Source organism: Accumulibacter sp. (assembly GCF_036625195.1).
Taxonomy (GTDB): Bacteria; Pseudomonadota; Gammaproteobacteria; order Burkholderiales; family Rhodocyclaceae; genus Accumulibacter.
In genome coordinates, this window is sequence record NZ_JAZKUG010000001.1 from 1,615,432 (window position 1) to 1,640,847 (window position 25,416).

General features: G+C 66.6%; 17 protein-coding genes. 15 read left to right on the top strand and 2 right to left on the bottom strand.

Annotated features, from left to right (window positions below; translation table 11 throughout):
* Positions 1–7: 7 nt before the first annotated feature.
* Positions 8–1,180, bottom strand: coding sequence for a trypsin-like peptidase domain-containing protein (locus V5B60_RS06960; protein WP_332346327.1), 1,173 nt, complete (start codon positions 1,178–1,180; stop codon positions 8–10).
* A 23-nt stretch (positions 1,181–1,203) separates the two neighbouring features.
* Here V5B60_RS06960 and V5B60_RS06965 point away from each other — a divergent pair, with 23 nt between their 5' ends.
* Genes V5B60_RS06965 through V5B60_RS06995 form a run of 7 tightly spaced genes read left to right on the top strand, consistent with a single transcriptional unit; the run spans position 1,204 to position 9,946 of the window.
* Positions 1,204–1,950, top strand: coding sequence for a Nif3-like dinuclear metal center hexameric protein (locus tag V5B60_RS06965; RefSeq protein ID WP_332346328.1), 747 nt, complete (start codon positions 1,204–1,206; stop codon positions 1,948–1,950).
* 18 nt (positions 1,951–1,968) lie between these two features.
* The gene (locus V5B60_RS06970; protein WP_332346329.1) at positions 1,969–2,652 is read left to right on the top strand and encodes a fumarylacetoacetate hydrolase family protein; all 684 of its coding nucleotides are present in this window, start codon (positions 1,969–1,971) and stop codon (positions 2,650–2,652) included.
* A gap of 55 nt (positions 2,653–2,707) precedes the next feature.
* On the top strand, positions 2,708–3,235 hold the full coding sequence (locus V5B60_RS06975) for a DUF3124 domain-containing protein (protein WP_332346331.1): 528 nt from the start codon (positions 2,708–2,710) through the stop codon (positions 3,233–3,235).
* Between the two features lie 57 nt (positions 3,236–3,292).
* Positions 3,293–3,841 carry a Gx transporter family protein gene (locus V5B60_RS06980; RefSeq protein WP_332350457.1) on the top strand — a complete coding sequence of 183 codons (549 nt, stop codon included), beginning with the start codon at positions 3,293–3,295 and terminating at the stop codon, positions 3,839–3,841.
* Positions 3,834–4,451: a flavin prenyltransferase UbiX gene (locus V5B60_RS06985; RefSeq protein WP_332346332.1), complete on the top strand. Its 618-nt coding sequence runs from the start codon at positions 3,834–3,836 to the stop codon at positions 4,449–4,451. Before V5B60_RS06980 ends, V5B60_RS06985 begins: the two co-directional genes overlap by 8 nt.
* Positions 4,452–4,476: 25 nt before the next feature.
* Complete coding sequence (locus V5B60_RS06990) at positions 4,477–5,691, top strand: MFS transporter (protein ID WP_332346334.1); 1,215 nt, start codon at positions 4,477–4,479, stop codon at positions 5,689–5,691.
* A 55-nt stretch (positions 5,692–5,746) separates the two neighbouring features.
* Positions 5,747–9,946, top strand: a complete 4,200-nt coding sequence (locus V5B60_RS06995) for a bifunctional diguanylate cyclase/phosphodiesterase (protein ID WP_332346336.1) — start codon at positions 5,747–5,749, stop codon at positions 9,944–9,946.
* 109 nt (positions 9,947–10,055) lie between these two features.
* On the opposite strand, the gene mutY is transcribed toward V5B60_RS06995, so the two are convergent.
* On the bottom strand, positions 10,056–11,162 hold the full coding sequence (mutY, locus tag V5B60_RS07000; RefSeq protein ID WP_332346338.1) for an A/G-specific adenine glycosylase: 1,107 nt from the start codon (positions 11,160–11,162) through the stop codon (positions 10,056–10,058).
* 408 nt (positions 11,163–11,570) lie between these two features.
* On the opposite strand from mutY, the gene V5B60_RS07005 reads away from it, so the two are divergent.
* The 8 genes from V5B60_RS07005 to V5B60_RS07040 all read left to right on the top strand — a co-directional run bounded on the left by V5B60_RS07005 (position 11,571) and on the right by V5B60_RS07040 (position 24,884).
* Complete coding sequence (locus tag V5B60_RS07005) at positions 11,571–12,050, top strand: flavin reductase family protein (protein ID WP_332350459.1); 480 nt, start codon at positions 11,571–11,573, stop codon at positions 12,048–12,050.
* Between the two features lie 137 nt (positions 12,051–12,187).
* Positions 12,188–12,496 carry an H-NS histone family protein gene (locus tag V5B60_RS07010; RefSeq protein WP_332346339.1) on the top strand — a complete coding sequence of 103 codons (309 nt, stop codon included), beginning with the start codon at positions 12,188–12,190 and terminating at the stop codon, positions 12,494–12,496.
* A 261-nt stretch (positions 12,497–12,757) separates the two neighbouring features.
* A complete protein-coding gene (gene galE / locus V5B60_RS07015) occupies positions 12,758–13,762 on the top strand; it encodes a UDP-glucose 4-epimerase GalE (protein WP_332346340.1) in 1,005 nt (334 codons plus the stop codon).
* A gap of 9 nt (positions 13,763–13,771) precedes the next feature.
* The gene (locus tag V5B60_RS07020) at positions 13,772–14,590 is read left to right on the top strand and encodes a symmetrical bis(5'-nucleosyl)-tetraphosphatase (protein WP_332346342.1); all 819 of its coding nucleotides are present in this window, start codon (positions 13,772–13,774) and stop codon (positions 14,588–14,590) included.
* A 127-nt stretch (positions 14,591–14,717) separates the two neighbouring features.
* On the top strand, positions 14,718–19,874 hold the full coding sequence (locus tag V5B60_RS07025; protein WP_332346343.1) for an alpha-2-macroglobulin family protein: 5,157 nt from the start codon (positions 14,718–14,720) through the stop codon (positions 19,872–19,874).
* Positions 19,871–22,171, top strand: a complete 2,301-nt coding sequence (pbpC, locus tag V5B60_RS07030; RefSeq protein ID WP_332346344.1) for a penicillin-binding protein 1C — start codon at positions 19,871–19,873, stop codon at positions 22,169–22,171. Before V5B60_RS07025 ends, pbpC begins: the two co-directional genes overlap by 4 nt.
* A gap of 192 nt (positions 22,172–22,363) precedes the next feature.
* Positions 22,364–23,503, top strand: a complete 1,140-nt coding sequence (locus tag V5B60_RS07035) for an SGNH/GDSL hydrolase family protein (RefSeq protein WP_332346346.1) — start codon at positions 22,364–22,366, stop codon at positions 23,501–23,503.
* 160 nt (positions 23,504–23,663) lie between these two features.
* Positions 23,664–24,884 (top strand): aminotransferase class I/II-fold pyridoxal phosphate-dependent enzyme, encoded by a 1,221-nt coding sequence (locus V5B60_RS07040; protein ID WP_332346347.1) that lies wholly within the window; start codon positions 23,664–23,666, stop codon positions 24,882–24,884.
* Positions 24,885–25,416 lie beyond the last annotated feature (532 nt).

Genomic DNA, 25,416 nt, shown 5'->3' on the forward strand with positions numbered 1-25,416 from the left:
CCAGCCTCTACTCGCGTTCGCGGCGCTGCGGCGTGCGCTTGCCGATGCGGATGCTGGCATCGACGACGCCATTCTGGCGGCGCAGCCTGAACGCCACGGTTTCACCCGGCTTCTGACTGGCGATCAGGTCGAGCATGCCCTGTGGATCCTTCACCGGGCGGCCATCGACCGTGAGCAGGATGTCGCCCGGCTTGATGCCGCCGACGTCGGCCGGGCTGCCGCGCAGAACACCGGCAATCAGTGCGCCACTCGTATCCGGCAGGCCGAAGGATTCCGCCAGGTCGACGGTGATCTCCTGCGCCTCGACGCCGATCCAGCCACGCGTCACACTGCCGGTGGCGATGATCTGCTCCATCACGTTGCGCGCGAGAGAGATCGGAATCGCGAAACCGATACCCAGAGAGCCTCCGGAGCGCGAATAGATGGCCGTGTTGATGCCGATCAGGTTGCCCTGGCTGTCGACGAGCGCGCCACCCGAGTTGCCGGGATTGATCGCAGCATCGGTCTGGATGAAGTTCTCGAAAGTGTTGATGCCAAGATGCGAGCGCCCGAGGGCCGAGATGATTCCCATCGTCACCGTCTGGCCAACACCGAACGGATTGCCGATCGCCAGCGCGACATCGCCGACGGCAATATCGTCCATTCTGCCAAGAGTGATCGCCGGCAGCGCCAGATCCTTGCCATTCAGCTCGATGATCTGCAGGACCGCCAGATCGGACTCCGGATCGCTGCCGACCAGCCGGGCATCCAGGTTGCGCCCGTCACTGAGGGCGATCTCGATCTGATCGGCACCCTCCACGACATGGAAATTCGTGAGAACATAGCCGCTCGAACTGACGATGACGCCGGAACCGAGACCTGCGGTCTTTGGCGCTTCGCCGTCGCCGCCATCGCCGAAGAAATGCCTGAAGACCGGATCATTGAGCAGCGGGTTGCGGCGGGCGCTGACCTTCTGCGAAGTAAAGATGTGAACGACCGACGGCAGCGCCTTGTCGGCCGCCTCGCGATAGGAGGCGTATCTGGCGGGTGCGGCGGGCGCCGCCGCTTCACGCAGGGCGACGACACTGGTTCCGACCGGTGCCCACCGGCCAAGCCAGTCGGGCTTCAGTGTGCTGACGACGAAGAGGACGGCAAGACCAACCGTCACCGTTTGTGCAAAAATCAGCCAGAGCCTGCGCATGGGCGAAAAACCGGAGCCTTGGGATGAAACGCGAAGAATTGACCCGCTACCTGGAGGATCTGCTCGAGCCGGGACGCTTCCGGGATTATTGCCCAAACGGCCTGCAAGTGGAAGGACGCCCGGAGGTCAGCCGCCTGGTCGCCGGTGTCAGCGCCACGCAGCGACTGCTCGACACCGCCGTCGAGCATGCCGCTGACACCATCCTGGTGCATCATGGCTGGTTCTGGCGCGGTGAGGACGGCCGCGTCACGGGCATCCGCAAGACCCGTCTGCAGACGCTGCTGTGCCATGACATCAACCTCTATGCCTTCCACCTGCCGCTCGACAGCCACCCCGAGCTGGGCAACAACGTACAGCTTGCCCGGCTCCTCGATTGGACTCCCGACGGTCGCTTCGGAGAGCAGGATCTCGGCTGGATCGGACACCTGACGGCGCCCTTGCCAGCCCGGGAGCTTGCCGAGCGCGTCGCGCTCACCCTGCAGCGGCCGCCCCTGCTCCTCGGCGACGGCGAACGGCTGGTGCGTCGCGTCGCCTGGTGCTCCGGCGGGGCGCAGGGGATGTTCGAACAGGCGATCGCGCGGGGCGTCGATCTCTATCTGACTGGCGAAGCATCGGAGTCGAGCACGCATCTCGCACGCGAATCGGGGGTCGCCTACCTCGCCGCCGGCCACCATGCGAGTGAGCGTTACGGCATCATGGCACTCGCCGCACACCTCGCCGAGTGTTTCAATCTCGACTGCCGCTTCGTGGACGTCGACAATCCTGTCTGAATCCGCCGAGGAACCACCATGACCTATGTCTTCTCTCCCCCGCCACGGGTCACCCTGCCGGTGACCGGCAACAATGCCCTGTTTCCGGTGCGGCGTGTCTATTGCGTCGGGCGTAACTACGCCGACCACGCCGTCGAGATGGGCGCCGACAGCCGGGAACCGCCGTTCTTCTTCAGCAAGCCGCCGGATGCGCTGGTTGCCGGCGGCGGCGACGTACCCTATCCACCGCTGACCGGCAACCTGCAACACGAAGTGGAACTGGTCGTCGCTCTCGCTGCCGGTGGTGCGCAAATCCCGGTGTCGCGCGCACTGGACTGCGTCTTCGGTTATGCCGTCGGGCTCGACCTGACGCGCCGCGATGTGCAGCAGCGGGCGAAGGACAAAGGTCATCCCTGGGATATGGCCAAGGGCTTCGACCACAGTGCGCCGATCGGCGCCATCGCTCCACTGACTGCCTGCGGCCATCCGGCACAGGGTGCGATCCAGCTGCGGGTCAACGGGCGGATGCGGCAGAATGGCGACCTTGGCCAGATGTCATGGAAGGTGGCCGAGGTCATCGCCAATCTGTCGACCCATGTCCGCCTCGAAGCGGGCGATCTGATCTTCACCGGGACCCCGGCCGGCGTATCCACAGTATCCCGCGGCGACCTGCTCGAGGCCGTGGTGGCCGGAGTTGGCGAGTTGACGGTCAGACTGGTCTGAAGCAACACGCGTTCTGCGAACGCTGCCGCGACCACCACCACCTGGAGGAATGCTCATGATCTTCAGCCGCATCTGCCGCCTGCCAAGTCGCCGCCTCACCCATCCGGGCGGCCACCTTGCGCTGGCGCTGGCCATCGTTGCCAGCAACGCACCCGTTCTGGCGGAGGGCATCGAACCGCCGACCAGGGGACAGACGGTCTATGTACCGATCTACTCCGAAGTCAGGCACGGCAACGTCGCCGCCACCGGCAGGACGGACATCACCTTGTTGTCGGTCCTGGTCAGTGTCCGCAACACCGATCCGCTCAACTCGATCCGCGTCGTCTCGGCCAATTACTACAACACCGATGGCGTCCTTCTGCGCAACTCGCTGCCCGCACCACGAGTGATTCCGCCGTTCGGAACCTTCGAGCTGTTCGTCGAGCAGCGCGAGAACCTCGGTGGCTCCGGTGCCAACTACGCGATCAAGTGGGACGCGACCGTGCCCGTCTCGCAGCCGACGATCGAGGCCCTGCACTCGCGGTTCCAGGCAGGATACTCGGTCGCCTTCATTTCCCGCGGCCGGGCGATTTCCGAGCCATGAGTGCCGTCGACATCGGTGCCGGTCGCCCGGGCGTGGGCTGACACGCGGACCCTCGCCATGTCGGGTGGCACACGAACGATCAGACTGGCGGCGACGCCCGAAGACCAGCGGATCGCGCAACTCGCGGCGGTGGCGATCGGCCTGTCACTGGTCGACGCGGCAATCCCGCTGCCCCTGCCGGGGGTCAAGCCCGGTCTCGCCAACATCGTCACGCTGATCGTCCTCGCTCGCCACGGCTGGGCTGCCGCCGCCTGGGTCAGCGGACTGCGGGTGCTTGCCGGCAGCCTGTTGCTCGGGCAGTTCCTTTCGCCGGGCTTCTTCATGAGTGTCAGCGGGGCTGCGTGCAGCCTGTTCGTCCTGGCGCTGGTGCATCGGCTGCCACGGCGCAGCTTTGGGCCGGTCAGCTGGAGCATCATGGCGAGCTTCGCCCACATCAGCGGCCAGTTGTTGCTGGCACGCCTGTGGCTGGTCCCGCATGACGGACTGTTCTACCTGGTACCCGTCTTTGCTTGCGCGGCGCTCGCTTTCGGCGTCATCAACGGCCTCATCGCTGCCCGCCTTCTCAGCGAACCAGCGATCCCGCAGAACGGAGCCCCCAGTGCCTGAAACCATCTGTCTCGCGTTGACCGGCGCTTCCGGCATGCCCTACGGGTTCCGGCTGCTCGAATGCCTGCTGGCGGCGAACTGCCGGGTGCAGCTGCTCTACTCGCAGGTGGCACAGATCGTCGCCCGCCAGGAACTCGGCATTGAACTGCCGGCCCGTACCAGTGAGGCGCGCAGCCTGCTGCAGGAACGCCTCTACGGCTTGCCGGGACAACTCGAGGTCTTTGGCCGCGAGGAATGGTTCGCGCCGGTCGCCAGTGGCTCGAACCCACCGGATGCGATGGTCGTCTGCCCTTGTTCGATGGGGACACTGGCGGCGATCGCGCAGGGGCTGGCCAACAAGCTGATCGAACGGGCTGCCGACGTCGTCCTCAAGGAAGGCCGCAAGCTGATCCTCGTGCCGCGCGAGACGCCGTTGTCGACCATTCATCTCGAGAACATGCTGCGACTGGCGCGCGCCGGCGCCGTCATCCTGCCTCCCTGTCCCGGCTGGTATCACCAACCGCGGCAGGTCGCGGACCTGGTCGACTTCGTCGTCGCCCGCATCCTGGATCAGTTGCAGGTCTCCCACTCGCTGCTCCCCCGCTGGGGCGATCCGGGGCCGGAGCGGTGAGTTCGTCGCGGATCATGCGGACCTGATGTCAGGAGTCCGCTCGTCGACGCTGCTGGTGCTGGTGTTCTGCACTGCCGAGATCCTTTCGATGGCCGGCTTCGCGCTTGTGCCATCGCTGCTGCCACGCCTGTCGCACGCCTGGTCGCTGTCGGCAACCGCTGCCGGCTGGCTGGGCGGCGTCTACTTTCTCGGTTACATCCTCGCCGTGCCGCTGCTCGTGAGCCTCACCGACCGGGTGGACGCGCGGCGCATCCATCTCGCCTGCGCCGCCCTCAACGGGCTCGCGCTGACGGGCTTCGCGCTCCTCGCTGACGGCTTCGTCGCCGCGCTCGGCTGGTGGTGGCTCGCCGGTCTGTCCCTGGCCGGAACCTACATGCCCGGACTCAAGGCACTGACCGACCGCCTGCCGGCGGCCGCCCAGTCGCGTGGCACGGCGTTCTACACGGCTACCTTCGGCGTCGGTGTTGGCCTTTCGTATCTCTGGATCGAACTGGCGCAGCGCCACCTTGCCTGGCCCGTGCTGTTTGCCCTGGCCGCCGTCTGTGCTGCCCTGTCGGTCCTGCTCATCTGGTTGGCCGTGGCGCCCGCTGCCAGCGTGCCGTCGCTGCGCAGTCACGCCACCCACTGGCGCCTGGTGCTCGGCGACCGGCGCATCCTCGCCTTCTGCGGCGCCTATTTCGGTCACAACTGGGAACTGTTCGGCTTTCGCGCCTGGCTCGTTGCCTACCTCGTCTGGAGTCACGGCAGGTCGCCCGATGCCTGGACTTCGATGCCGGGAGTGGTGGCCGCACTGGCGACCTTTCTCGCGGTTCCAGCGAGCATCCTCGGCAACGAGGGCGCGCATCGCTGGGGACGCGGTCGCTGGCTGCGGGCCGTGATGCCCGTGTCCTGCATGCTGGCGCTCGTCGTCGCTGGCCTCAGCGACCGCCCGGGGCATGTCCTGGTGCCCCTGCTGCTCGTCTACGCAGCGAGCATGAACCTCGATTCGGCAGCGTTGACGGCCGGACTGGTCAGTGAAACCGCAGGCGACCGACGTGGTACGGCTCTTGCGCTCTACTCGGCGATCGGTTTTGCCGGCGGCTGCATCGGTCCCCTGGCCTTCGGCATCGCGCTCGACACTTTCGGTCGCGTCGACCCTGCCGGCTGGGCAGCCGGCTTCGTCAGCCTGGCCTTCGGTGTCGGCCTTGGCCGCTGGGCCATCGGCAGGAACAGCGAGGCCACGTTCAGCGCGAAGCGCTAGCGCCGAAGCAGTCGGCTTTCTTGCCTTCACTGACGAAGTCCTGCAGTATTGGCTGATGAGCCAGGGGACAGCGCATGCCATCGACCGCCGTCAGCGCAGGATGCTGCTGCTCTGGCTCGGCGTTCTGCTGCTGGGGGTGCTGCTGCTGCTCGGTTATCAACTCTGGCTGAGCCATCACGAGCAGCTGCGCGAGGCCGAGACGAAAACGCGAAATTATGCCGCAATCTTCGCGACCCGCCTGGACGCCACCCTCCGTCGGACCGATGCGGTACTCCAGGGAATCGAGCGGCTTCTGCCGTCTGCGGTGTTGAACCGGCAGGCCGCCGAGCGACACGCGCGGCAAGTCGGGGATGAACTCGACCTGCGGCTGCTGAATTTCGATGAGATCGTCGGTCTGCGGGTCTTCGATGCCGGCGGACGACTGCTCTACAGCTCCGGCCGCGCGACGACGCCGCGCATCGAGGTGAGTGACCGCGACTACTTCATCACCCTCCGCGACGACCCGCTGGTCGGGCTCTTCTTCTCCGAAGTCATCGAATCGCGGGCAACTGGCCGGCCAAGCCTGATCGCCGCACGTGCGCTGCGCGACGAGCAGGGCACCTTTCTCGGACTGGCCAGCGCGGTGCTCGACCTAGCCCGCTATCAGGAGATCTTTCGTGCCGTCGATCTCGGCCAGCGTGGGTCGATTTCCTTCCGGCGCAGCGACGATCAGCGACTGGTGGTCCGCTGGCCGCACATCCCGGACGAGGTCAACCGGACGCTCTCGTCGGAGCATCCCGTCCGCCAGCAGATGAGCCGCGGCGCGAGGAGCGGCACCCTGCAGTTCGCCGCCCAGACCGACGGCGTCCAGCGCGTCTACAGCTACCACCAGCTCGAGCACTACCCGTTCTATTTCATCATCGGCGCCAGCCGGGACGAGCTCTTCGCCGGCTGGCGCGCGCGCGCACTGGTCGTCGGCATGTCCGCCCTGCTGCTGCTCACGCTGTTCGCCATCCTGCTGCTTCGCCTCTGGCGCAGCGAGGCGCGCGCGGCCGCCGTCCTTGCCGACCTGATCTGCAGCGAGCGACTGCAGCGCGCCAAGGGCGAGCGGCTGGCGGTATTCGAGCGGCTGGCTGACAACGCCAGCCAGGGAATCGCCATGCTGCAGGCGACTGGTGAACTGAGCTACGCCAACCCGGCCTTGCGCCGCTTGCTGGATGTTCCGGCCGACGCCGATTGCAGCGACTACTCGCTGGCCCGCTTCTGCCTCCCGGAAAACGCGCAACAACTGCAGCAGCACGTCCTGCCGGCAACCATCCGTGACGGGCAGTGGAGCGGGGAACTCGAACTGCAGTCGCTGCAGGGTCGACGCATACCGGCGCTGCACACGCTCTTCGTCGTCCAGGGTGGTGACGAAGAGCCGGCGATCGTTGCCGACCTGCTGGCCGACCTCAGCGAGCGGCAGCGGATGGAGCGGCGCAACCGCCAGCTGCTGGCCGAGATGGAAACCCTGCTGGGCAACGCACTGGTGGGCATCGTCCACCTGCGGGAGCGGCGGGTCGTCTCGTGCAACCGGCGCCTCGAGGAGATCTTCGGCTATCGCGCGGGTGAGCTGACCGGAGAATCTTCCGAGTGTTTCTACCCCAGCCGCGATGTCTTCCTGCGGGTTGGCGAGCGCGCCTACGCGGTTGTCGGCGAGGGGCGCAACTTCAGCACCGAGTTGACGCTACGGCGCAAGGACGGCAGCCTCTTCTGGGGTGCGCTGACCGGCCGCGCGATCGATCCCGGACGGCCACACGAGGGAAGCATCTGGGTTTTCGCCGACATCTCCGAGCGCCAGCAGGCGGAGGAGGAGTCACGCAACCTCCTGCAGGCGGTGGAACAGAGTCCGGTCACCATCGTCATCACCAATCGCAACGGCGACATCGAGTACGTCAACCCGAGCTTCACTCGCGTCACCGGCTACTCCCGGCTTGAAGCCATCGGCCAGAATCCGCGCATCCTCAAGTCCGGCGATGTGCCCGGCGAAGTCTATCAGACCTTGTGGCAGACGCTGCTCGACGGCAAGGTGTGGACCGGGCTGCTGCACAACAGGCGCAAGAACGGCACGCTGTTCTGGGAAAGCGTCTCGATCGCACCGGTTTTCGGTGATCACGGCGAGGTGACGCATTACCTCGCGGTCAAGGAGGACGTAACCGAGCGCCTGCTGGCCGAGAAGCAGTTGCGCGAGAATGAGGAGGCCTTCAGGCGGCTCTTCGAGGACGCCAAGGATCCACTGCTGCTGCTCAAGAACGGAGCGTTCGTCGACTGCAACACCGCGACTCTCGACCTGCTCGGATACCCGTCCAAGGAGGAGTTCCTCGGCCACGGACCGGACGATATTTCGCCGCCTTACCAGCCTGATGGCCAGCCCTCGAAGGACAAGGCGCAAGCGATGATGGCCGCTGCGAACGAATTCGGCTATCACCGTTTCGAGTGGACCCATCGGCACCGCGATGGTCACGCGGTAGCGGTCGAAGTCACACTGACGCCGATCACGCTGCGCGGCGAGGTGATCCTGCACACCCTCTGGCGCGACATCAGCGAGCGCCGCCTGACCGAGCAGCGCCTGCGCCTGCTGGCGGCGGTGTTCGAGAACAGCGCCGAGGCGATCATGGTCAGCGACCGGGACAACCGCATCGTCGAGGTCAACGCCGCGTTCTCGCGCCTCACCGGCTACAGCGCCGACGAGGTTCGCGGCAGTGACCCGCGCCTCCTGTCCTCGGGATGCACGTCGACGGACGAATACCGCGGCATGTGGCAGGCGATCGACAAAAGCGGCCACTGGCAGGGCGAAATCTGTGACCGTCGCAAGGATGGTACGGTCTATCCGAAGTGGCTGTCGATCTCGACAATCCGTGGCGCCGACGGCAGCGTCGAGAACTACATCGGCAGCTTCGTCGATATCTCGGAGCGCAAGGCTGCCGAGGAGAGAATCCGCCACCTGGCGCACTTCGATACGCTGACCCAGCTGCCCAACCGCTCGAATCTGCAGGGCCGCCTCGAGCAGGCTTTGGCAGCGGCGCGACGCGAGGGCGGGAGTTGTCCACTGGCAATCCTGTTCCTCGATCTGGATCGTTTCAAGAACATCAACGACACCCTCGGCCACCACGTCGGCGATGCGCTGCTGCTCGAGGTGTCGCAGAGACTGACCGGCAGCGTCCGGGCCAGTGACATCGTCGCCCGACTGGGCGGCGACGAGTTCGTCGTCGTCCTCTCGCGCGCCGATGCCCTTGCCGCCGAGCGAGTCGCGATGAAGATCCAGCACGCACTGTCACAGCCCTACCAGATCGACGGGCAGGGCATGCACACGACCTCGAGCATCGGCATTGCCGTCTTTCCCGGTGATGGCGATACGGTCGAAGTACTGATGCGCAATGCCGACGCGGCGATGTACCACGCCAAGTCGGCCGGACGGAACAATGTCCAGTTCTTTACCGCCGGCATGAACCAGGCTGCCAGGGACCGGCGGCAGCTCGAAGAGGATCTGCACCTGGCCCTGCAGAACGAACAGTTCGTTCTCCACTACCAGCCCCAGGTCGACTCCCGGCGCCGGGTCTTCGGCGCCGAGGTCCTGCTGCGCTGGCAACATCCGCAGCACGGCCTCGTCCCGCCCGGGAAGTTCATCCCGCTGGCCGAGGACACCGGCCTGATCGTGCCGATCGGGCAGTGGGTTCTGGCGACCGCCTGCGCGCAGCTTGCCGACTGGCGCGGTGACGCGCGGGCCGGCGAGCTGCAGGTGGCGGTGAATGTCAGTGCACGCCAGTTCCGACAGGTGGATTTCGTCGACCAGTTGCAAGCCTTGTTGCAGCGCAGCGGCGCCGATCCGACGCGGCTAAAGCTGGAGCTGACCGAGAGCCTCGTGCTCGACAACGTCGCCGACACGATCGCTCGAATGAATGCCATCAAGCAGCTTGGCGTCAGCTTCTCGATGGATGACTTTGGCACCGGTTACTCCTCGCTATCCTATCTGACGCGACTGCCGCTCGATCAGTTGAAGATCGACCGCGCTTTCGTCAGTCGGTTGCCGGACAACCAAAGCGATGCGATCATCGCGCAGACCATCGTCACCATGGGCCGCAGCCTCGGCCTGAAGGTGATCGCCGAAGGGGTGGAGACGGCAGCGCAGTGCGAGTTCCTCGATCGTCATGGCTGCCACGGCTACCAGGGCTTCATGTTCGGCCGGCCGGTGCCGGTGGACGAGTTCACGCGGTTGCTGGCACCCGCTCCTGACTGATGACCCGCGCATCCAGCGAGGTCGGGAAGCCGGATCCGGCGCGGCAAGACGTCGGCAGCAGCGCTGCCGGTATCAGCGGCAATAGGGGCCTTTTGGCGCCTTCGCCGATTCAGTGATCAGCCCGGTCAGCCGCCGCCATCGCCGAGCGGGCGATGGCGGCGGGCGGCGGACGCAAGGACAGCAGCAGGCGTTTGATCGGCGCCGGCAGCGCCGCCTCGCCGACCCGCTCGAGCGGCAGCCATTGCCAACGATGCTCGCCTGCGCTGCGGGCGATGATTTCGACGTCGGCGCGCACAACGGCCAATGCCAGGCGGAAGTGGGTGAAGCGGTGCCTGATGGATGGCAGCTCGCTGGTCACCAGAAGGCGACAACCGTTGCGCTGCGCCAGCGCCTCCACCGATCCGCCGGCGAGCTCCGGCAGACTCAGCAGGCCACCCCAGATGCCACTCGCGGGGCGGCGCTCGAGCAAGACCTGGCGGCCATCGGTGAGGACGATGACACGCTCCCTGCGCTCCGGCAGCGGCTTCCTCGTCACCGGCACAGGCAGCGCTGCCTGCCGCCCCTGCTGCCGGGCGGCGCACAGCGATGCCAGTGGACAGCGGTCGCAGGCGGGCTGACGATGCACGCACAGCGTTGCTCCGAGATCCATCAGCCCCTGTGAATAGGCCTCGATCTCCGTCGTCGGCAATAGCGATTCCGCCAGCGCCCACAGCCGCCGTCGATCGACGGCCGGTGAAGCACTGCCATCGACGGCAAAGCACCGTGCCAGGACACGCCGGACATTGCCATCGAGGATCGCCGCCCGGCAACCAAAGGCGAAGACGCCGATCGCGGCCGCCGTACTGCGCCCGATTCCCGGCAGGCGCGCAGTGATCTGCGGATCGCCGGGAAACTCGCCGCCATGCCGACTGACGATCGTCTGCGCGCAGCGGTGGAGGTTGCGCGCACGAGCGTAGTAACCGAGGCCCGACCAGGCTTCGAGGACACTCGCCAGCGGCGCTGCGGCAAGAGCCTCGAGAGTCGGAAAGCGGGCGCGGAAGCGCTGGTAATACGGAATGACCGAGCGCACCTGCGTCTGCTGCAGCATGATCTCGGACAGCCAGACGTGGTAGGGGTCGCGCGTCTGTTGCCAAGGAAGCTCGTGACGCCCATTCACCCTCTGCCAAGCCACCACCCGCTCGGCAAACCCGCTGCCAGCGACGTCCGCAGCGCTCACTGGACGCTGCGTGGCAAGTGGAGGGCAGCGAGAGGACGAGTGAGCCAAGCCGCCGACTCGCCCTGCGGCAGTTCCATTGATCTCATCCGTGTCGACAGTCGCCGGCGACAAAGCCATAATGGGCATCCGTCCCGTTCGTCAACGCAGCCTCTGCAGCATTTCCGGCCGAACCGGCAAGAGCGGGCAGCGTTCCGACGAGCTTTTTCTCCGATGTCAATGCGACTGCCGTGCAGCATCTTGAAAGCCAACCCTCTTGCCGACGAACGATCTTAGCACGTCGCCGCCGCACCTCATGGAAACTTGATGCGTCCGCCGCTTGATGCCCCGGAAAGCCTCGATATCGGCGATCCCATCGCTGCTCTCCTGCGTCCAGAGCAGCTACCGGATTCGTCGCAGGCGTCGCGCGCGATGGCCTGCCGTGCCTTTCGCGATGCGCTGGGCGGTTTTGCCACGGGAGTCACTGTCCTCACCGCGCTGGCACCCGACGGGCAGCCGGTCGGGGTGACGATCAGTTCCTTCAACTCGGTCTCCCTGCAGCCACCACTGATTCTCTGGAGCCTTGCCTGCGATTCGCCGCGCCTGGAGGCGTTTCGCCGCGCCCAGCATTATGCGGTGAATGTCCTCGCAGCGGACCAGGCATGGATTTCGGATCGCTTTGCAAGCCGGGGTCCCGATCGTTTCTCGGGCGTACGCACCATTGCCGGACTGGGTGGCGTGCCCGTTCTCGACGGCTGCCTCGCGTGCTTCGAATGCAGCAGCGAGGCCCATTATCCGGGTGGTGACCACATCATCTTCGTCGGCCGCGTCGACCGCTTTTCGCGTCACGAACAAGTGGAGCCGCTGATTTTCCACGACGGACGCTATCGGATTCTGGGCGACACATCCTGATCACCGCCGCTGGTATCGAGTCGTATTGCGCGGCCCGCCGCAGGACGCCTTCTACGTCCGCCCACTCACATTTTTCGGAGAATGTTTGCAACCAGGGATTCTTGGTGTATAAATGCGGCTTTCTCAAGGAGGAGTATATGGCCAGCTACAAGGAACTGCTCGCGCAAAGGGCGCTGCTCGAAAAGCAGATTGAAGAAGCACGCCAAGTCGAGGTTTCCGACGCCATTGCGCAGGCCAAGAAATTGATTGCCGAGCACGGTTTGACGGCCGCCGATCTTGGTTTCAAGATCGGCGGCGCTGCGGCGACGACCGCCAGGGCGAAGGTGGCCGTCGCCGTGAAATATCGTGGCCCCAACGGAGAAAGCTGGTCCGGACGCGGCAAGGCACCGAACTGGCTCACCAGTCTCGAAAGCGACGGCCGCCACCGCAGCGAGTTTCTCGTCTGACGCCAGTTCTCGGCTTCGTTGTTGGCACCGCCACCGGGCTGCCAGCCACTTTCTTGCCAAGGCCCTTGACGCTCGGCGCGGCTGCCCGGAGCATGCGTGCGGGTTTGCCGCAGCAACAGCCGCAAAATAGCCGTCGAACTGCGCCCGCAGGGCTGACGGCGGCCGGTGCCAAGGCTGATTTGCCAGAGACCGGTCGTCATCGGTTGCCGTCTGTCGATAATGGCAGAACAGGACCTCTCATTGATGACAAGGAGCCAGCAAATGAATATCCTGGTCACCGGCGGCTGCGGCTATATCGGTTCGCACGCCTGCGTCGCACTGATCCTCGCCGGCCACGAGGTGACCGTGGTCGACGATCTTTCGAACAGCCGGGTCGAAGTTCTCGACCGCGTCGCAACGATAGCCGGTCGCAAGCCATCCTTTTTCCAGGGTGACGTTCGTGATCAGGACCTGTTGCGACGGGTCCTTGCCGCTGCCCCAATGGCTGCCGTTTTCCATTTTGCCGGTCTCAAGGCGGTTGGCGAGTCCGTCGCGCAACCCCTGCGCTATTACGACTGCAATGTCGGAGGGGCGATTTCCCTATGCCATGCCATGGCCGATGTGGGAGTCAAGACGCTGATCTTCAGCTCGTCGGCCACGGTCTATGGCGATCCCGCGTCCGTGCCGATCAGTGAGGATTTTCCGCGCTCGGCGACCAATCCCTATGGCGCCAGCAAGCTGATGATCGAAGACATCCTCGCCGACCTATGCGCCGCCGAGGCGGACTGGCGGATTGCCCGCCTGCGCTACTTCAATCCGGTTGGCGCGCACGCGAGCGGCCTGATCGGCGAGGAACCCAACGGCGTGCCCAACAACCTGATGCCTTATGTGGCGCAGGTTGCACAAGGAATCCGCCCCTGCCTGAACGTGTTTGGCAGTGATTACCCGACAGCCGATGGCACCGGGGTCAGGGATTACATCCATGTAATGGACCTGGTCGACGGGCACGTCGCCGCCCTCGATTATCTGCGCGAGAGACAGGGCCTGCTGACGGTTAACCTCGGCACCGGCTCTGGTTACTCCGTGCTCGAGATGGTACGTGCATTCGAGTCGGCGAGTGGTCGCCCCATTCCTTATGTCATCGCGCCGCGCCGACCTGGCGATATCGCTTCATGCTACGCCGACCCCTCACTCGCCGCCAAGCTTCTCGGTTGGAAGGCGCGGCGCGGTATCGCGGAGATGTGCAGCGACGCGTGGCGCTGGCAGGCCCGCAACGCTGCGGGCTGAAACAGCCGAATGGCGACCTACGCGATTGGCGACATTCAGGGCTGCCTGGATTCGCTGCTGCTGCTGCTCGACCGGTGCCGCTTCGACCGCGACCGGGACCGCCTGTGGCTGGTCGGCGACCTGGTCAATCGCGGCCCGCGCTCGCTCGATACCCTGCGGTTCGTGAGGGATCTCGGCCCGGCCGCAACGACCGTGCTCGGCAACCACGACCTCTACCTGCTGATGGTGGCGGCCGGCCTGGACCGGCGCGGCAAGGGCGACACCCTCGACGAGGTTCTTGTCGCGCCGGACCGCGTCGAGCTGCTCGACTGGCTGCGACGACAGAAGCTGTGCCACCTCGAGGGCGACTTCTGCCTCGTGCATGCCGGGCTGCTGCCACAATGGACGGCCGCAACCGCGCGCGCCCTCGCGGCCGAGGTCGAGGCTGTACTGCAGGGGCCATCCTGCGCCGAGTTCCTGGCCAACCTGTGGGGCAGCGAGCCGCTTTCCTGGAGCGATGAGCTGCTGGGCTGGTCCCGCCTGCGGGTGATCGTCAACGCCATGACCCGCATGCGCTTCTGTTCGCTGAGCGGTGCGATGGACCTGAAGACCAAGGGTGAGGCAGCGGACGCTCCGGCAGGCCACTTGCCATGGTTCGACATCCCGGGACGGCGCAGCGCCGACACGGTCCTGATCATCGGCCACTGGTCGGCGCTCGGTCTACGCATCGAAGACAAACTGCTGGCACTCGATTCCGGCTGTTTCTGGGGTCGCCACCTGAGCGCCGTCCGCCTGGAGGACCGCGCAGTCTTTCAGGTGGAGTGCTCGAACGGAGAGAGCCAGGTCTGATCCAGCGCCGCCGCTGCAACGCGGTCTGACTGGCGCAGACCGGCACGCGGCTGGCGGATCGTCACGGTGCCGCCGACGCGCCGGCATGCCTGCTAGAATCCCCGCCGAATTGGTGGGGAGAAGACACATGCAGACAACAAGGCAGCTCGCGCGGCGCCGGCTGCAACAGACGCTGGCGCTGGTCGTCGGCATCGTCGTCGTGGTGGGCGGCTTACTGGCTATCGGGCACCTGACGGAACGCGGAACTGAAGCGGTCGATCCCGGCGACACATCGTTCGCGGTGATCGACGGCGCGCACCGCGAGCTGGACGGATCGCCGGCACTGGCCGTCTCCTTCAGCCTGCCACTAGATGCCAAGGGCGATCACGAGCGCTTCCTGCAAGTGCTCGAGATGCCGGCCGAGGCGAAGGCAACCGCAGTTCGCGATGGGGAAACGGACGGCGAGGACGGCGACGGCACAGCGACGCTCGCCGCTGCCGGTGAGAGCCACCGCGTCGCCAACGATGAAGCGCTCGTCGATGGCAAACCGGTTGCCGGCGCCTGGGTCGTCGGCGACAACCCGCGCCTGCTGTTCTTCCCGCACATCAAGCCACAGACGCGCTACGTGGTGCGCGTGCAGCCCGGCCTGAAGGCACGCAATGGCAGTCCGCTCGAAGACGAGGTGCGTTTTTCGATTCTCACCGCGGCAGTTGCCCCTGCTTTCTACTTCGCCAGCAGAGGCATGGTCCTGCCGGCGGGACAGGGTGGCGGCCTGCCGGTGACGACGGTCAATGTTCCCGAGGTGGATATCCAGTTCCTCAAGGTGAAGACGGATCAACTGCCGAGATTCCTCGAGCAGGTCATCGCCGGCCCGGCTGGCGCAGCCCGAACTCCTGCCGATGCCAGTGCCAGCGACGCGGGTGCCGACCAGGAGAGCGACGCCGAGGACGGCCATCGCTACACCGGCAGCCGCCTCAAGGGCGCCGTTGGCAGCTGGGATCTGGATCAGATTCACCGCATGACGAGCAGCAGATTCGTCGGCCGCTTCCTGACCGAACAGAAGGCGAACCGGCGCAGTGTCACCTTCATTCCCGTCGAAGACATTGCGGCGCTGCGCGAGCCGGGCGTCTACGTGGCGGTGATGTCGCAGCCGAACCGTTTCCGCGACGACTACCAGACGACCTACTTCTACGTCAGCGATCTGGGTCTGCACCTGCGGCAGTATCCCAATCGCGGTGCCGATGCCTACGTCAGTTCGCTGCGCGATGGGCAGGCAGTGGCTGGCGTCGAGGTGAGCTGGATCGACCGTCAGGGCCGGTCGCTCGCCAGCGTGCAGACCGACCGTGACGGTCGCGCAGCCTTCGCCGAGAAACCGGCCGCCGCCCGTGTGCTGTTGGCGCGCAAGGGCGAGCAGATGTCGCTGATCGCCCTCAAGGAGCCGGCTCTCGATCTCGCCGAGTTCGACGTCGTCGGCATGCCATATTCGCCGGTACGCCTGTTCGCCTACAGCGGCCGCAATCTCTACCGGCCTGGCGAGCGCTTCGAGGTTTCGGTGCTTGCGCGTGACGCCGACGGCCGGCCGGTGCCGGAACAGCCGATCCAGGCGATCCTCCGCCGTCCCGATGGCAAGGCTCAGTGGACCGCGAACTGGCAGGCGGAAGACGGCGCTGCCGGTTACTACCGGCGACCGGTCGAGTTGCCGGCCGATGCCGCCACCGGTTCATGGCTGCTCGAGCTGCGTGCCGATCCGGCAGCCAGGCTGGCGGCAACCAGCATGCCGTTCGCCGTCGAGGAGTTCCTGCCGGAACGGATGCGGCTCGAGCTGTCTACGGGCAGCGAGCGACTGGCAGGCGAACAGGCGTGGCGAATCGACGTCAACGGCCGCTATCTGTACGGTGCGCCGGCAGCCGGCAACCGGCTCCTCGGCGTCGTCACCAGCGAACGCAGCCGCAACCCGCTGATGCAGAAGCTCCCTGGTTTCGTATTCGGTGATGCCGACGAAGACAGCGTCAGGACGCGCAGCGAACTGCCCGAGCAGCGGCTCGACGAGCAGGGCCGGGCGGCGCTTGAGGTCGACCTGGAGCAGGTTGGCAAACGGCGCTCACCGTTTGCCGTGCGCACGACGCTGAGCCTGCTGGAAAGCGGTGGTCGGCCGGTGGTCCGCAGCCTCGACCGCGTCTGGTGGCCGGCGCCGGTCCTCGTCGGAGTGCGGCCACTGTTCGTCGGTGCCTACGCACGCGAGTCTTCCGCCGCCGATTTCGAGGTCGTCCGGGCGGACGCCGACGGCAACCTGAAAGCCGGAACGGCGCTGCCGGTGCGTCTGTTCCGCGAAAACCGCAATTACTACTGGCGCTTCGACGATCAGCGTGGCTGGAACTCAGGCTTCAGCGAAACCGACGAACTGATCGCGACGACGCAGGTGAGCGTGCCGGCCGGTGGTCGCGGCAAGCTCAGCCTGCCGGTCAAGTACGGCCGCTACCGCGTCGAAATCCTCGATCCCGCAACCCGGCAGACGATGCGCTTCCGTTTCTACGCCGGCTGGGCAGCGAAGGAGGATGAGGCGCAGGGGGTGCGACCGGATCGGGTTGCGCTCAAACTCGACAAGCCCGCCTACTCGCTTGGCGAGACGGCGCGACTGACGATCGTTCCACCGCATGCCGGGCAGGCCCTGGTCACCGTCGAAGGCGACCGCGCGCTGTGGGTGCGACGCCTGTCGGTCGGCAGCGACGGCCGGACGATCGACATCCCGCTCGCCCGGGAGTGGCAACGCCATGACCTGTACGTTTCGGTGATGGTCCTGCGTCCCGGCAGTGGCGACAAGGTGACGCCGGCGCGCGCCCTTGGACTGCTCCACCTGCCACTCGACCGCAGCAACCGCCGGCTCGCGGTGGCACTCGAGGCACCGCAGAAGATGGAGCCCGAGCAGCTGCTCAAGGTCCGCGTCAAAGTGCCCGAGGCGAGCGGCCAGAAGGCGCAGGTCACCCTGTCGGCGGTGGACGTCGGCATCCTCAACATCACGCGCTTTGCCAGCCCCGACCCTTTTGCCTTCTTCTTCGGCAAGCTGCGCTACGGAGCCGACGCGTACGACGTCTACGGGCGGCTGATCGAAAAGATGGATGGCCAGAAGGGCAGGCTCAAGTTCGGCGGCGATGCGGCGCCAAAAGCAACGCGCAGCCTGCCGAAGAAGCTGCGGCTGGTCGATCTGTTCAGTGGGCCGGTGGTCCTCGACGACAAGGGTGAAGCCGAGGTCTCGCTGCCGGTGCCCGATTTCAACGGCAGCCTGCGGCTGATGGCGGTGGTCGCCAGCGGCGACCGTTTCGGCATGCAGGAGGCAGAGGTGACCGTGGCGGCACCCCTCGTCGTCGAGCTGGCGACGCCGCGCTTTCTGTCGACCGGCGATAGCGCCGTCCTCGCCCTCGAAGTCCACAACCTCGCCGGCAGGGAACAGGAGATCAAAGTCGCACTGAGCAGCCGTGACGGCCCGCTGATCAGGAACGGAGAGCAGAAGTTCGCGCTCAAGGACCAGCAGAAGCGCGTCCTGCAGATCCCGATCGAGGCCGGCAGCGCCTTCGGCCCAAGCGAGATCAAAGTGCGCGTCGACAGTCCACTGCGGCGCGTCGAGCGCAGCTTCCCACTCCTCGTGCAGGCGCCGACGCCACGCCAGTCGCTGGTCAGGCGGCTGACGATCGCCCCCGGTGCCCGCATCGAACTGCGCGAAGCCGAACTCGGCGGTCTGCTGCGACCGAGCGTGCTTGCCACGCTGGCGCTCTCCAACCAGGCGCCGATCGACGTACGCAGCGCCGTGCGTGGGCTTCTCCGCTACCCATACGGCTGCGCCGAACAGACGACGAGTACCGCCTACCCGCACGTCTTCGTCGACGAGGCGGCGGCGAGGCATCTTGGCCTCAAGGCATACACGGCAGCGCAACGCGCCGAGTTGCTCGACAAGGCAATCGCCCGCCTGGCTGGAATGCAGGCGCCCAACGGCGGCTTCAGCCTGTGGGGCAATGTGGCCGAATACCAGTACTGGCTCACCGCCTACGTCGCCAACTTCCTGCTCGATGTCCGCGAGCAGGGCTTCAGCGTGCCGCCACAAGTCGAGAAGCGGGCGCTCGATTTCCTCCTCAAGGGGCTGCAGGAAGGCGTCGCCAGCCTGCCGACGGGGGCCGTCAGCTACAACCAGAACGCGATCTGGAGTGATCAGCGCTACGCCGGCTCCGGACGCTTCGCCGTCCTCGCCTACGGCGCCTACGTGCTCGCCCGCCACGACAAGGCGCCGCTGGCGACGTTGCGCCAACTGCACGAGTCGCGCGCGGCAGCGCACTCGGGGCTGGCACTGGTCCAGCTCGGACTGGCATTGCGCCTGATGGGCGACGAAGCGCGCGCCGCCAGCCTGATCGATGCCGGCATCGGCAAGCCGCGTGGCGGACCGGATGGCGCCTGGTGGGGCGACTATGGCAGCAACCTGCGCGACTGGGCGCTGATCCACGTCCTGCTCGACCGCCATCAGGTCAAGGCCGCCGGGCGCGAGGACCTGCTGCGCCAAGTCGCTGCCGCCGTCGACGAGCGACGGCAGTTCAGCACGCAGGAGCAACTCGCACTCTTTCTCCTCGGTCGCGAGTTCAGCGGCCAGACGGCCGGTGAATGGTCGGCGGAACTGCTCGTGGCGGGCAAGGCGCAACCCATCGGCGGCCGCGGAACCCAGTACCAGACCCTTTCGGCAGCCGAAGTGGCTGCCGGGGTGGCTCTCACGAACACCAGCAAGGAGCGGCTGTTCGTCGAGCTCAACCTGAGCGGCCATCCGGCGCGGCTCCCGGCACCACGACGCGATGCCTTCGACCTCCGGCGTGACTGGTTCACCGCCGATGGCCAGCCCCTCGGCAAGCGGACGCTGCGCGTCGGCGAGAGTGCGCTCGTCCGCCTGCAGGTGAGCAGCAGCGGGCGCCACGCCAATGGCCTGATCGTCGACCACGTTCCGGCCGGCCTCGAGATCGAGAACGCCAACCTGGTACAGGGTGAGCAGTCGGCGATCACCGTCGATGGCATCGACCCGCGCCAGGCGATGCAGAACGGCGACATCAGGCACATCGAGTTTCGCGATGACCGCTTCGTCGTCGCGGCGCGACTGGCCGGCAGGATGCAGTTTTTCTACCGCGTCCGCGCCGTCACTCCGGGTCGTTTCGTCGTCCCGCCGACCTACGCCGAAGACATGTACCAGCCGCAGATCCACGGTCTCGCCGGCGGGGAGGAAGTCCTGCTGATCGCCGGCGAGAGCGGCACCGAAGGCGACAGCGGCAGGCAATGAGCCGCCACGCGAGGCTGGCGCTGGCGGCGTTGCTGGCGCTGCTGCTGTTCGCCGACCAGATCTTCCCGCCGCCACTGCAAGCGCGCCGGGCGCCGCAAGCGCAGGTCGTCGTCGCGCGCGACGGCACGCCGCTGCGCGCGTTCCCGGACCGGCAGCACATCTGGCGCCATCCGGTGCGCCTCGAGGACGTCTCGCCGCGCTATATCGAAGCGCTGATCGGCTTCGAGGACCGTGCCTTCTGGTGGCACCCGGGCGTCAATCCGTGGGCACTCCTGCGCGCCGGCGTGCTCTGGCTGCAGAACGGCCGCATCGTCTCCGGCGGTTCGACGTTGACCATGCAGGTGGCTCGCCTGCTCGAACCGATACCGCGCACGCCGACCGGCAAGCTGCGGCAGATCGTGCGCGCACTGCAGATCGAGCTGCGCTGCTCGAAGCGCGAGATCCTCGAGATTCATCTCAGCCTGGCGCCGATGGGCGGTGTCCTCGAAGGCGTCGAAGCGGCGAGCCGCGCCTACCTGGGCAAGAGCGCGCAGCGTCTGAGCGAGTCCGAGGCAGCCCTCCTCGCCGCGCTGCCGCAGGCGCCATCGCTGCTGCGGCCGGACCGTCACCCCGAGCGCGCCCGCGCCGCGCGCGACAAGGTGCTGCAGCGCATGGCGGGCCGCTGGAGTACGCGCGCGATCGCCGACGCCCGCCAGGAACCGGTGATCGCGCAGCCCGTTCGCGAACCCCTGCTGGCGCCGCTCTTTGCCGAGCGACTGCGGCGCTTGCAGCCGCATGCGGCGCGCATCGAAAGCACGCTCGATGCCGCCATGCAGCAGATGGTCGAGCAAATCCTCGCCAGCAGGCTGGGCATCCTGCCGCCGCGGGTATCGATGGCGGCGCTGTTGATCGAAAACGCGACGCTCGAGGTGCGCGCCTATGCCGGTTCGGCCGATTTCAGCGACAGCGAGCGCTTCGCGCACGTCGACATGGTGCAGGCGGCGCGCTCTCCGGGTTCGGCGCTGAAGCCCTTCCTCTACGGACTGGCGCTCGATGAGGGGCTGATCCACTCGGAATCGCTGCTGGCCGACGTGCCACAGTCCTTCGCCGGCTACCAGCCGGGCAACTTCCAGGCCAGCTTCAGTGGCCCGGTCAGCGTCAGCGAGGCGCTGCAACGATCGCTCAATGTGCCCGCGGTCGAGGTGCTCGAAAGACTTGGAGCGCCGCGCTTCGTCTCGCTCCTGCGGCGCGGTGGGCTCAGGCTGGAACTGCCACCGGGAGCGAGCGCCAACCTGAGCGTGATCCTTGGCGGTGCCGCGGTCAACCTGGAAGGACTCGTCGGCGCCTACAGTGCGCTGGCCCGTGCCGGTGTCAGCGGCCGGCCGCGCTATCTCGCCGGGTCGCCGCTGGTCGAATCGCGCATGCTCAGCGAAGGGGCTGCCTTCATCATCCGCGATGTCCTCGAGTCGGGCGGGCCTGTGGCGCGAATGGTCGATGGCGGCATCGGCAGCCGCCGCGGCATTGCCTGGAAGACGGGTACCAGCTTCGGTTTTCGCGATGCCTGGGCGGTGGGGGTCAGCGATCGCCACACCGCCGGCGTCTGGGTCGGCCGTCCCGACGGCACACCAAACCCCGGCTTCTTCGGCGCCAACATCGCGGCACCGCTGCTGCTCGATCTCTTTGCAGGAATCGACGACTCGCCGCCCGCTGCTCGCACGCCACCGCCGGGAGTCAGCAGCGCCCGCATTTGCTGGCCGCTGGGTACGCGCAGTGAGGGCTTGCCGGCGACGCTCTGTCATCAGCAGCGAACCGCCTGGATCCTCGACGACACCGCTCCGCCGACCTTCCCCGACCGCCTGCGAAACGGCCCCGCGCGCCTGACCGACCATCGCGATCCGGCGACCGGGCAGCGGGTCCGTCCCGGCTGCGCCGGCGGCGCCATGCGGGCAGTCGAGATGGCACACTGGCCGTCGGCACTCGAACCCTGGCTCGACCCGGCGCTGCGCGCCCGGGTACTGCCGCCACCATGGACCGCCGCCTGCAGCAGCGGCGAGGGCGGCAGCGGCAACGGTCTGCGGATCGTCGGCCTGAGCAACGGGGAAACCATACGCCGCGCCGGCGACGGCCCCCCGGCGACGCTGCGGCTCGAGGCTCGCGGCGGTGAGGAGGAGCTGATCTGGCTGCTCAACGGTCGCCAAGTCGGCCGTGTGCCGGCGCGGCAGACGTTCACCTTGAGCTTCGCGGAACCGGGATCCTTCCAGATCACGGTCCTCGATCGCGCGGGGCAGCACGATCGGGTCGAGATCAGCGTCCGCTAGCAGGCTGGCTGCCGCACGAGGCCGCATTGATTTTGGTTGACTGCGCAAGTCGGCTTTCCTAGACTCGCTGTCCATGGACCGGGCTCTCTCGACGGCGCCGTCCGAAGACAAGACGACTTGCCGGGCCGGGCCCATGACTCGCGTCCTTGCGCGGCATTTCGACCGGCAACACACCTACAGGAGGAGGAAGAAATGCTTCACAATCTACGACAGCGATTCGTCACGTCCGTGGTTGCCTTCGGCACCCTGCTTGGCAGCGCGCAGGCGAGCATGTACAGCGACCTGGTGTTCTTCGGCGACAGCCTCTCCGACACCGGCAACGTTCTCTCGTTGAGTACGGCGTTCGCGCCGCCGCCGTTCCCGAGTTTCCCGGCTGCTCCGGGGCGATTCTCCAACGGTCCGGTGTGGGCCGAGTACCTGGCACAGGGGCTCGGTTTCGCCGGCAACGCGGCTCCGAGCAACCTCTTCTTCGCCGGTCCTGCTGCTGGCGTGATACCGATCGGAGCCCCGGGTGGGCAGAACTTCTCCTTCGGCGGTGCGCGTACCGACCTGGGCGGATCGGCCGGGGCGACCACCGGTCTCACTGGTCAATTGATCGCCTGGAACGGTAGTGTCTTCAGTCCAGCAACGGGCCTGACCCGCGCCGCCAATCCGGGCGCCCTTTACGTCGTCCTCGCCGGCGCCAACGACCTGCGCGACGCACGCACTGCCAATCCGGGAGCGACGCCGGGTGATGACGTCGCCCGCAAGGCAGCTGCGCAGGCGACGGCGCAGAACATCAGCGACGCGATCGGCCTGCTCGCGCAGGCCGGTGCACGCCACTTCCTCGTCTCGAGTCTGCCTGATCTCGGCCTGACGCCCGAAGCAGCGACACTCGGCAACGAGGCCGCCTCGACTGACGTCACGCTGCAGTTCAACGCCGCACTGGCGGCAGGCATGGTCGCGCTCGATTCCCTCTTCCTGCAGCAGTGGGGAATCGACCTCGACATCCGGACTCTCGACTTCTTCGGCCTCGGCAACGCGATCAACCAGGATGCCGTCGGCAATGCCGGCAGCGTCTACGGGATCACCAATGTGACGACACCGTGCATCGGCCCGGTTCTGCCGGGCGTGTTCTTCTTCCCCGGCTCGGTGGACATCAACTGTGGGGTTTCGGCCTTTTCCGACGATCTTCACCCATCGGCACAGGTTCATCGCCTGCTGGGACAGCTGGCCGTGGCAACCGCGATTCCGGAGCCCGCTTCGTTCGCCCTCGTGGCTCTGGCTTTGACACTTCTCGCTGGCTGGGGGCGCCGGCCGCCGCTGTCCCGAGTCGGGTGCCCACGCCAGTGAGCCGCCGTCCGGCGGACAACCGGCCCCGCGCTGCGCAGGCTGGATTTCGGTCGGCGCGGCGTGAACCAGCCGATCCGCCGCCAGCAGACCACTGCGGCAGAACCGGACAGCGTGGCCACGCTGGGAACCGTTCGTCCGGAAGAGAGGGGGAAGACGCGAGATGAGTTTCGATCCAGCTTCGCGAGTACAGGACTACTTGGTCTTTGGCGAGTTTGGTGACGTCAATCCGTCGATCACCGATTCGTCGACCTACACCTTCCTCAGCCCGGAACGGATGGAGGAACTGTTCGAGCACGAGATCGAGGGCTGCTTTCTCTACTCGCGCCATTTCAATCCGACCAACAAGTATCTGGCGAGCGCCCTGGTACGGATGGAGGACGGCGAAGCCGCGCAGGTCATGGCCTCCGGCATGGGTGCGATCAGCACCACCCTGATGACCCTGTGCGCCGCCGGCGACGAGATCGTCTGCGGCCGCAGCATCTACGGTGGCACCTACGCCCTGCTGAAGAACCTGCTGCCACGTTTCGGGGTGACGACGCGCTTCGTCGACCTGTGCAACCCGGACGCCGTGCGCGCGGCAATGACGCCACGCACACGGGTCCTCTACTGCGAATCGCTCAGCAATCCGCTGCTCGAGGTCAGCGATCTGCCGCAGCTTGCTGAGCTCGCGCACGCGGCGGGTGCCCGACTGGTGGTCGACAACACCTTCACACCGATGATCCTGTCGCCCTTGCGCCACGGCGCCGATGTCGTCGTACACAGCCTGACCAAGTTCATCAATGGCACCAGCGACTGCGTCGCCGGTTGCGTCGTGTCGACCCGCGAGTTCATTGGCCAGCTCAACGACATCAACTCGGGACCAAGCATGCTGTTCGGTCCGGTGCTCGACAGCGCGCGCGCCGCCAGCATTCTCAAGAACCTGCACAGTCTGCACATCCGCCTGCGCCAGCACGGCAGCAATGCGCTGCACCTGGCGACCAGTCTCGCCGCCCACGGTCATACGGTGCACTACCCGGGGCTCGAAGCGCATCCACAGCACGAGCTGCTGGCACGGCTGATGAACCCGGGGTACGGCTGGGGCGGGATGATGACCCTTGACGCCGGCAACCATGCCGCGGCGAACCGACTGATGACCCTGATGCAACGGGACAAGGTCGGCTACCTGGCGGTCAGCCTCGGCTATTTCAAGACACTCTTCACCACTCCCGGACACAGCACCTCGTCGGAGATCCCGTTTGCCGAGCGCGAGGCAGCCGGCCTGCGTGAGGGGCTGATCCGCTTCTCCATCGGGCTGGACGCAGACATCGCCCAGACGACCAGGCGCATCCTGAACTGCCTCAGCGAGGCGGGGATCTCCCCCGGCATCCGTCCCGCCGGATGAGTGGCCGCCGCCAGACCCGGAAGGGTGCGGTTGGCGCGCGTTTCGCAAGCACTCGGTCGTCGCCCCCGGTTACCACACTGGCAAGCGAGGATCCGTCGCCCCGCCGCCAACAAGCGCGACCCAGGGGCGCCGGAGACCGGCGGGCGCGCCGCGCTGAACCCGGAAGCCTGTAGAATACGGCCCGGGCCTGTAGCTCAGTTGGTTAGAGCAGAGGACTCGTTGAGGACAGCCGGCACTTGGGCACTTGCTCCGAGTCCGATGGGCCGCTGTTCGTGATGGGTTGCCCGCCGCCAAGAAACGTCTGGTGACGGGTAGAACTGGTCAAATTCGGTGAAAGCTAAATCCCCCGGGACACGCCGATACCGAGCCAAGCCCCGGCAGCACGGGGAAGGTGTAGAGACTAGACGGCCAGCCCGTAAAGGGAAGGTATAGTCCAGACCACGAACTCGCAAGAGGCGGCGAAAGCCGTGGTGGCAAGCATAATCCTTTGGTCCAGGGTTCAAGTCCCTGCGGGCCCACCAAACCAGAAGAC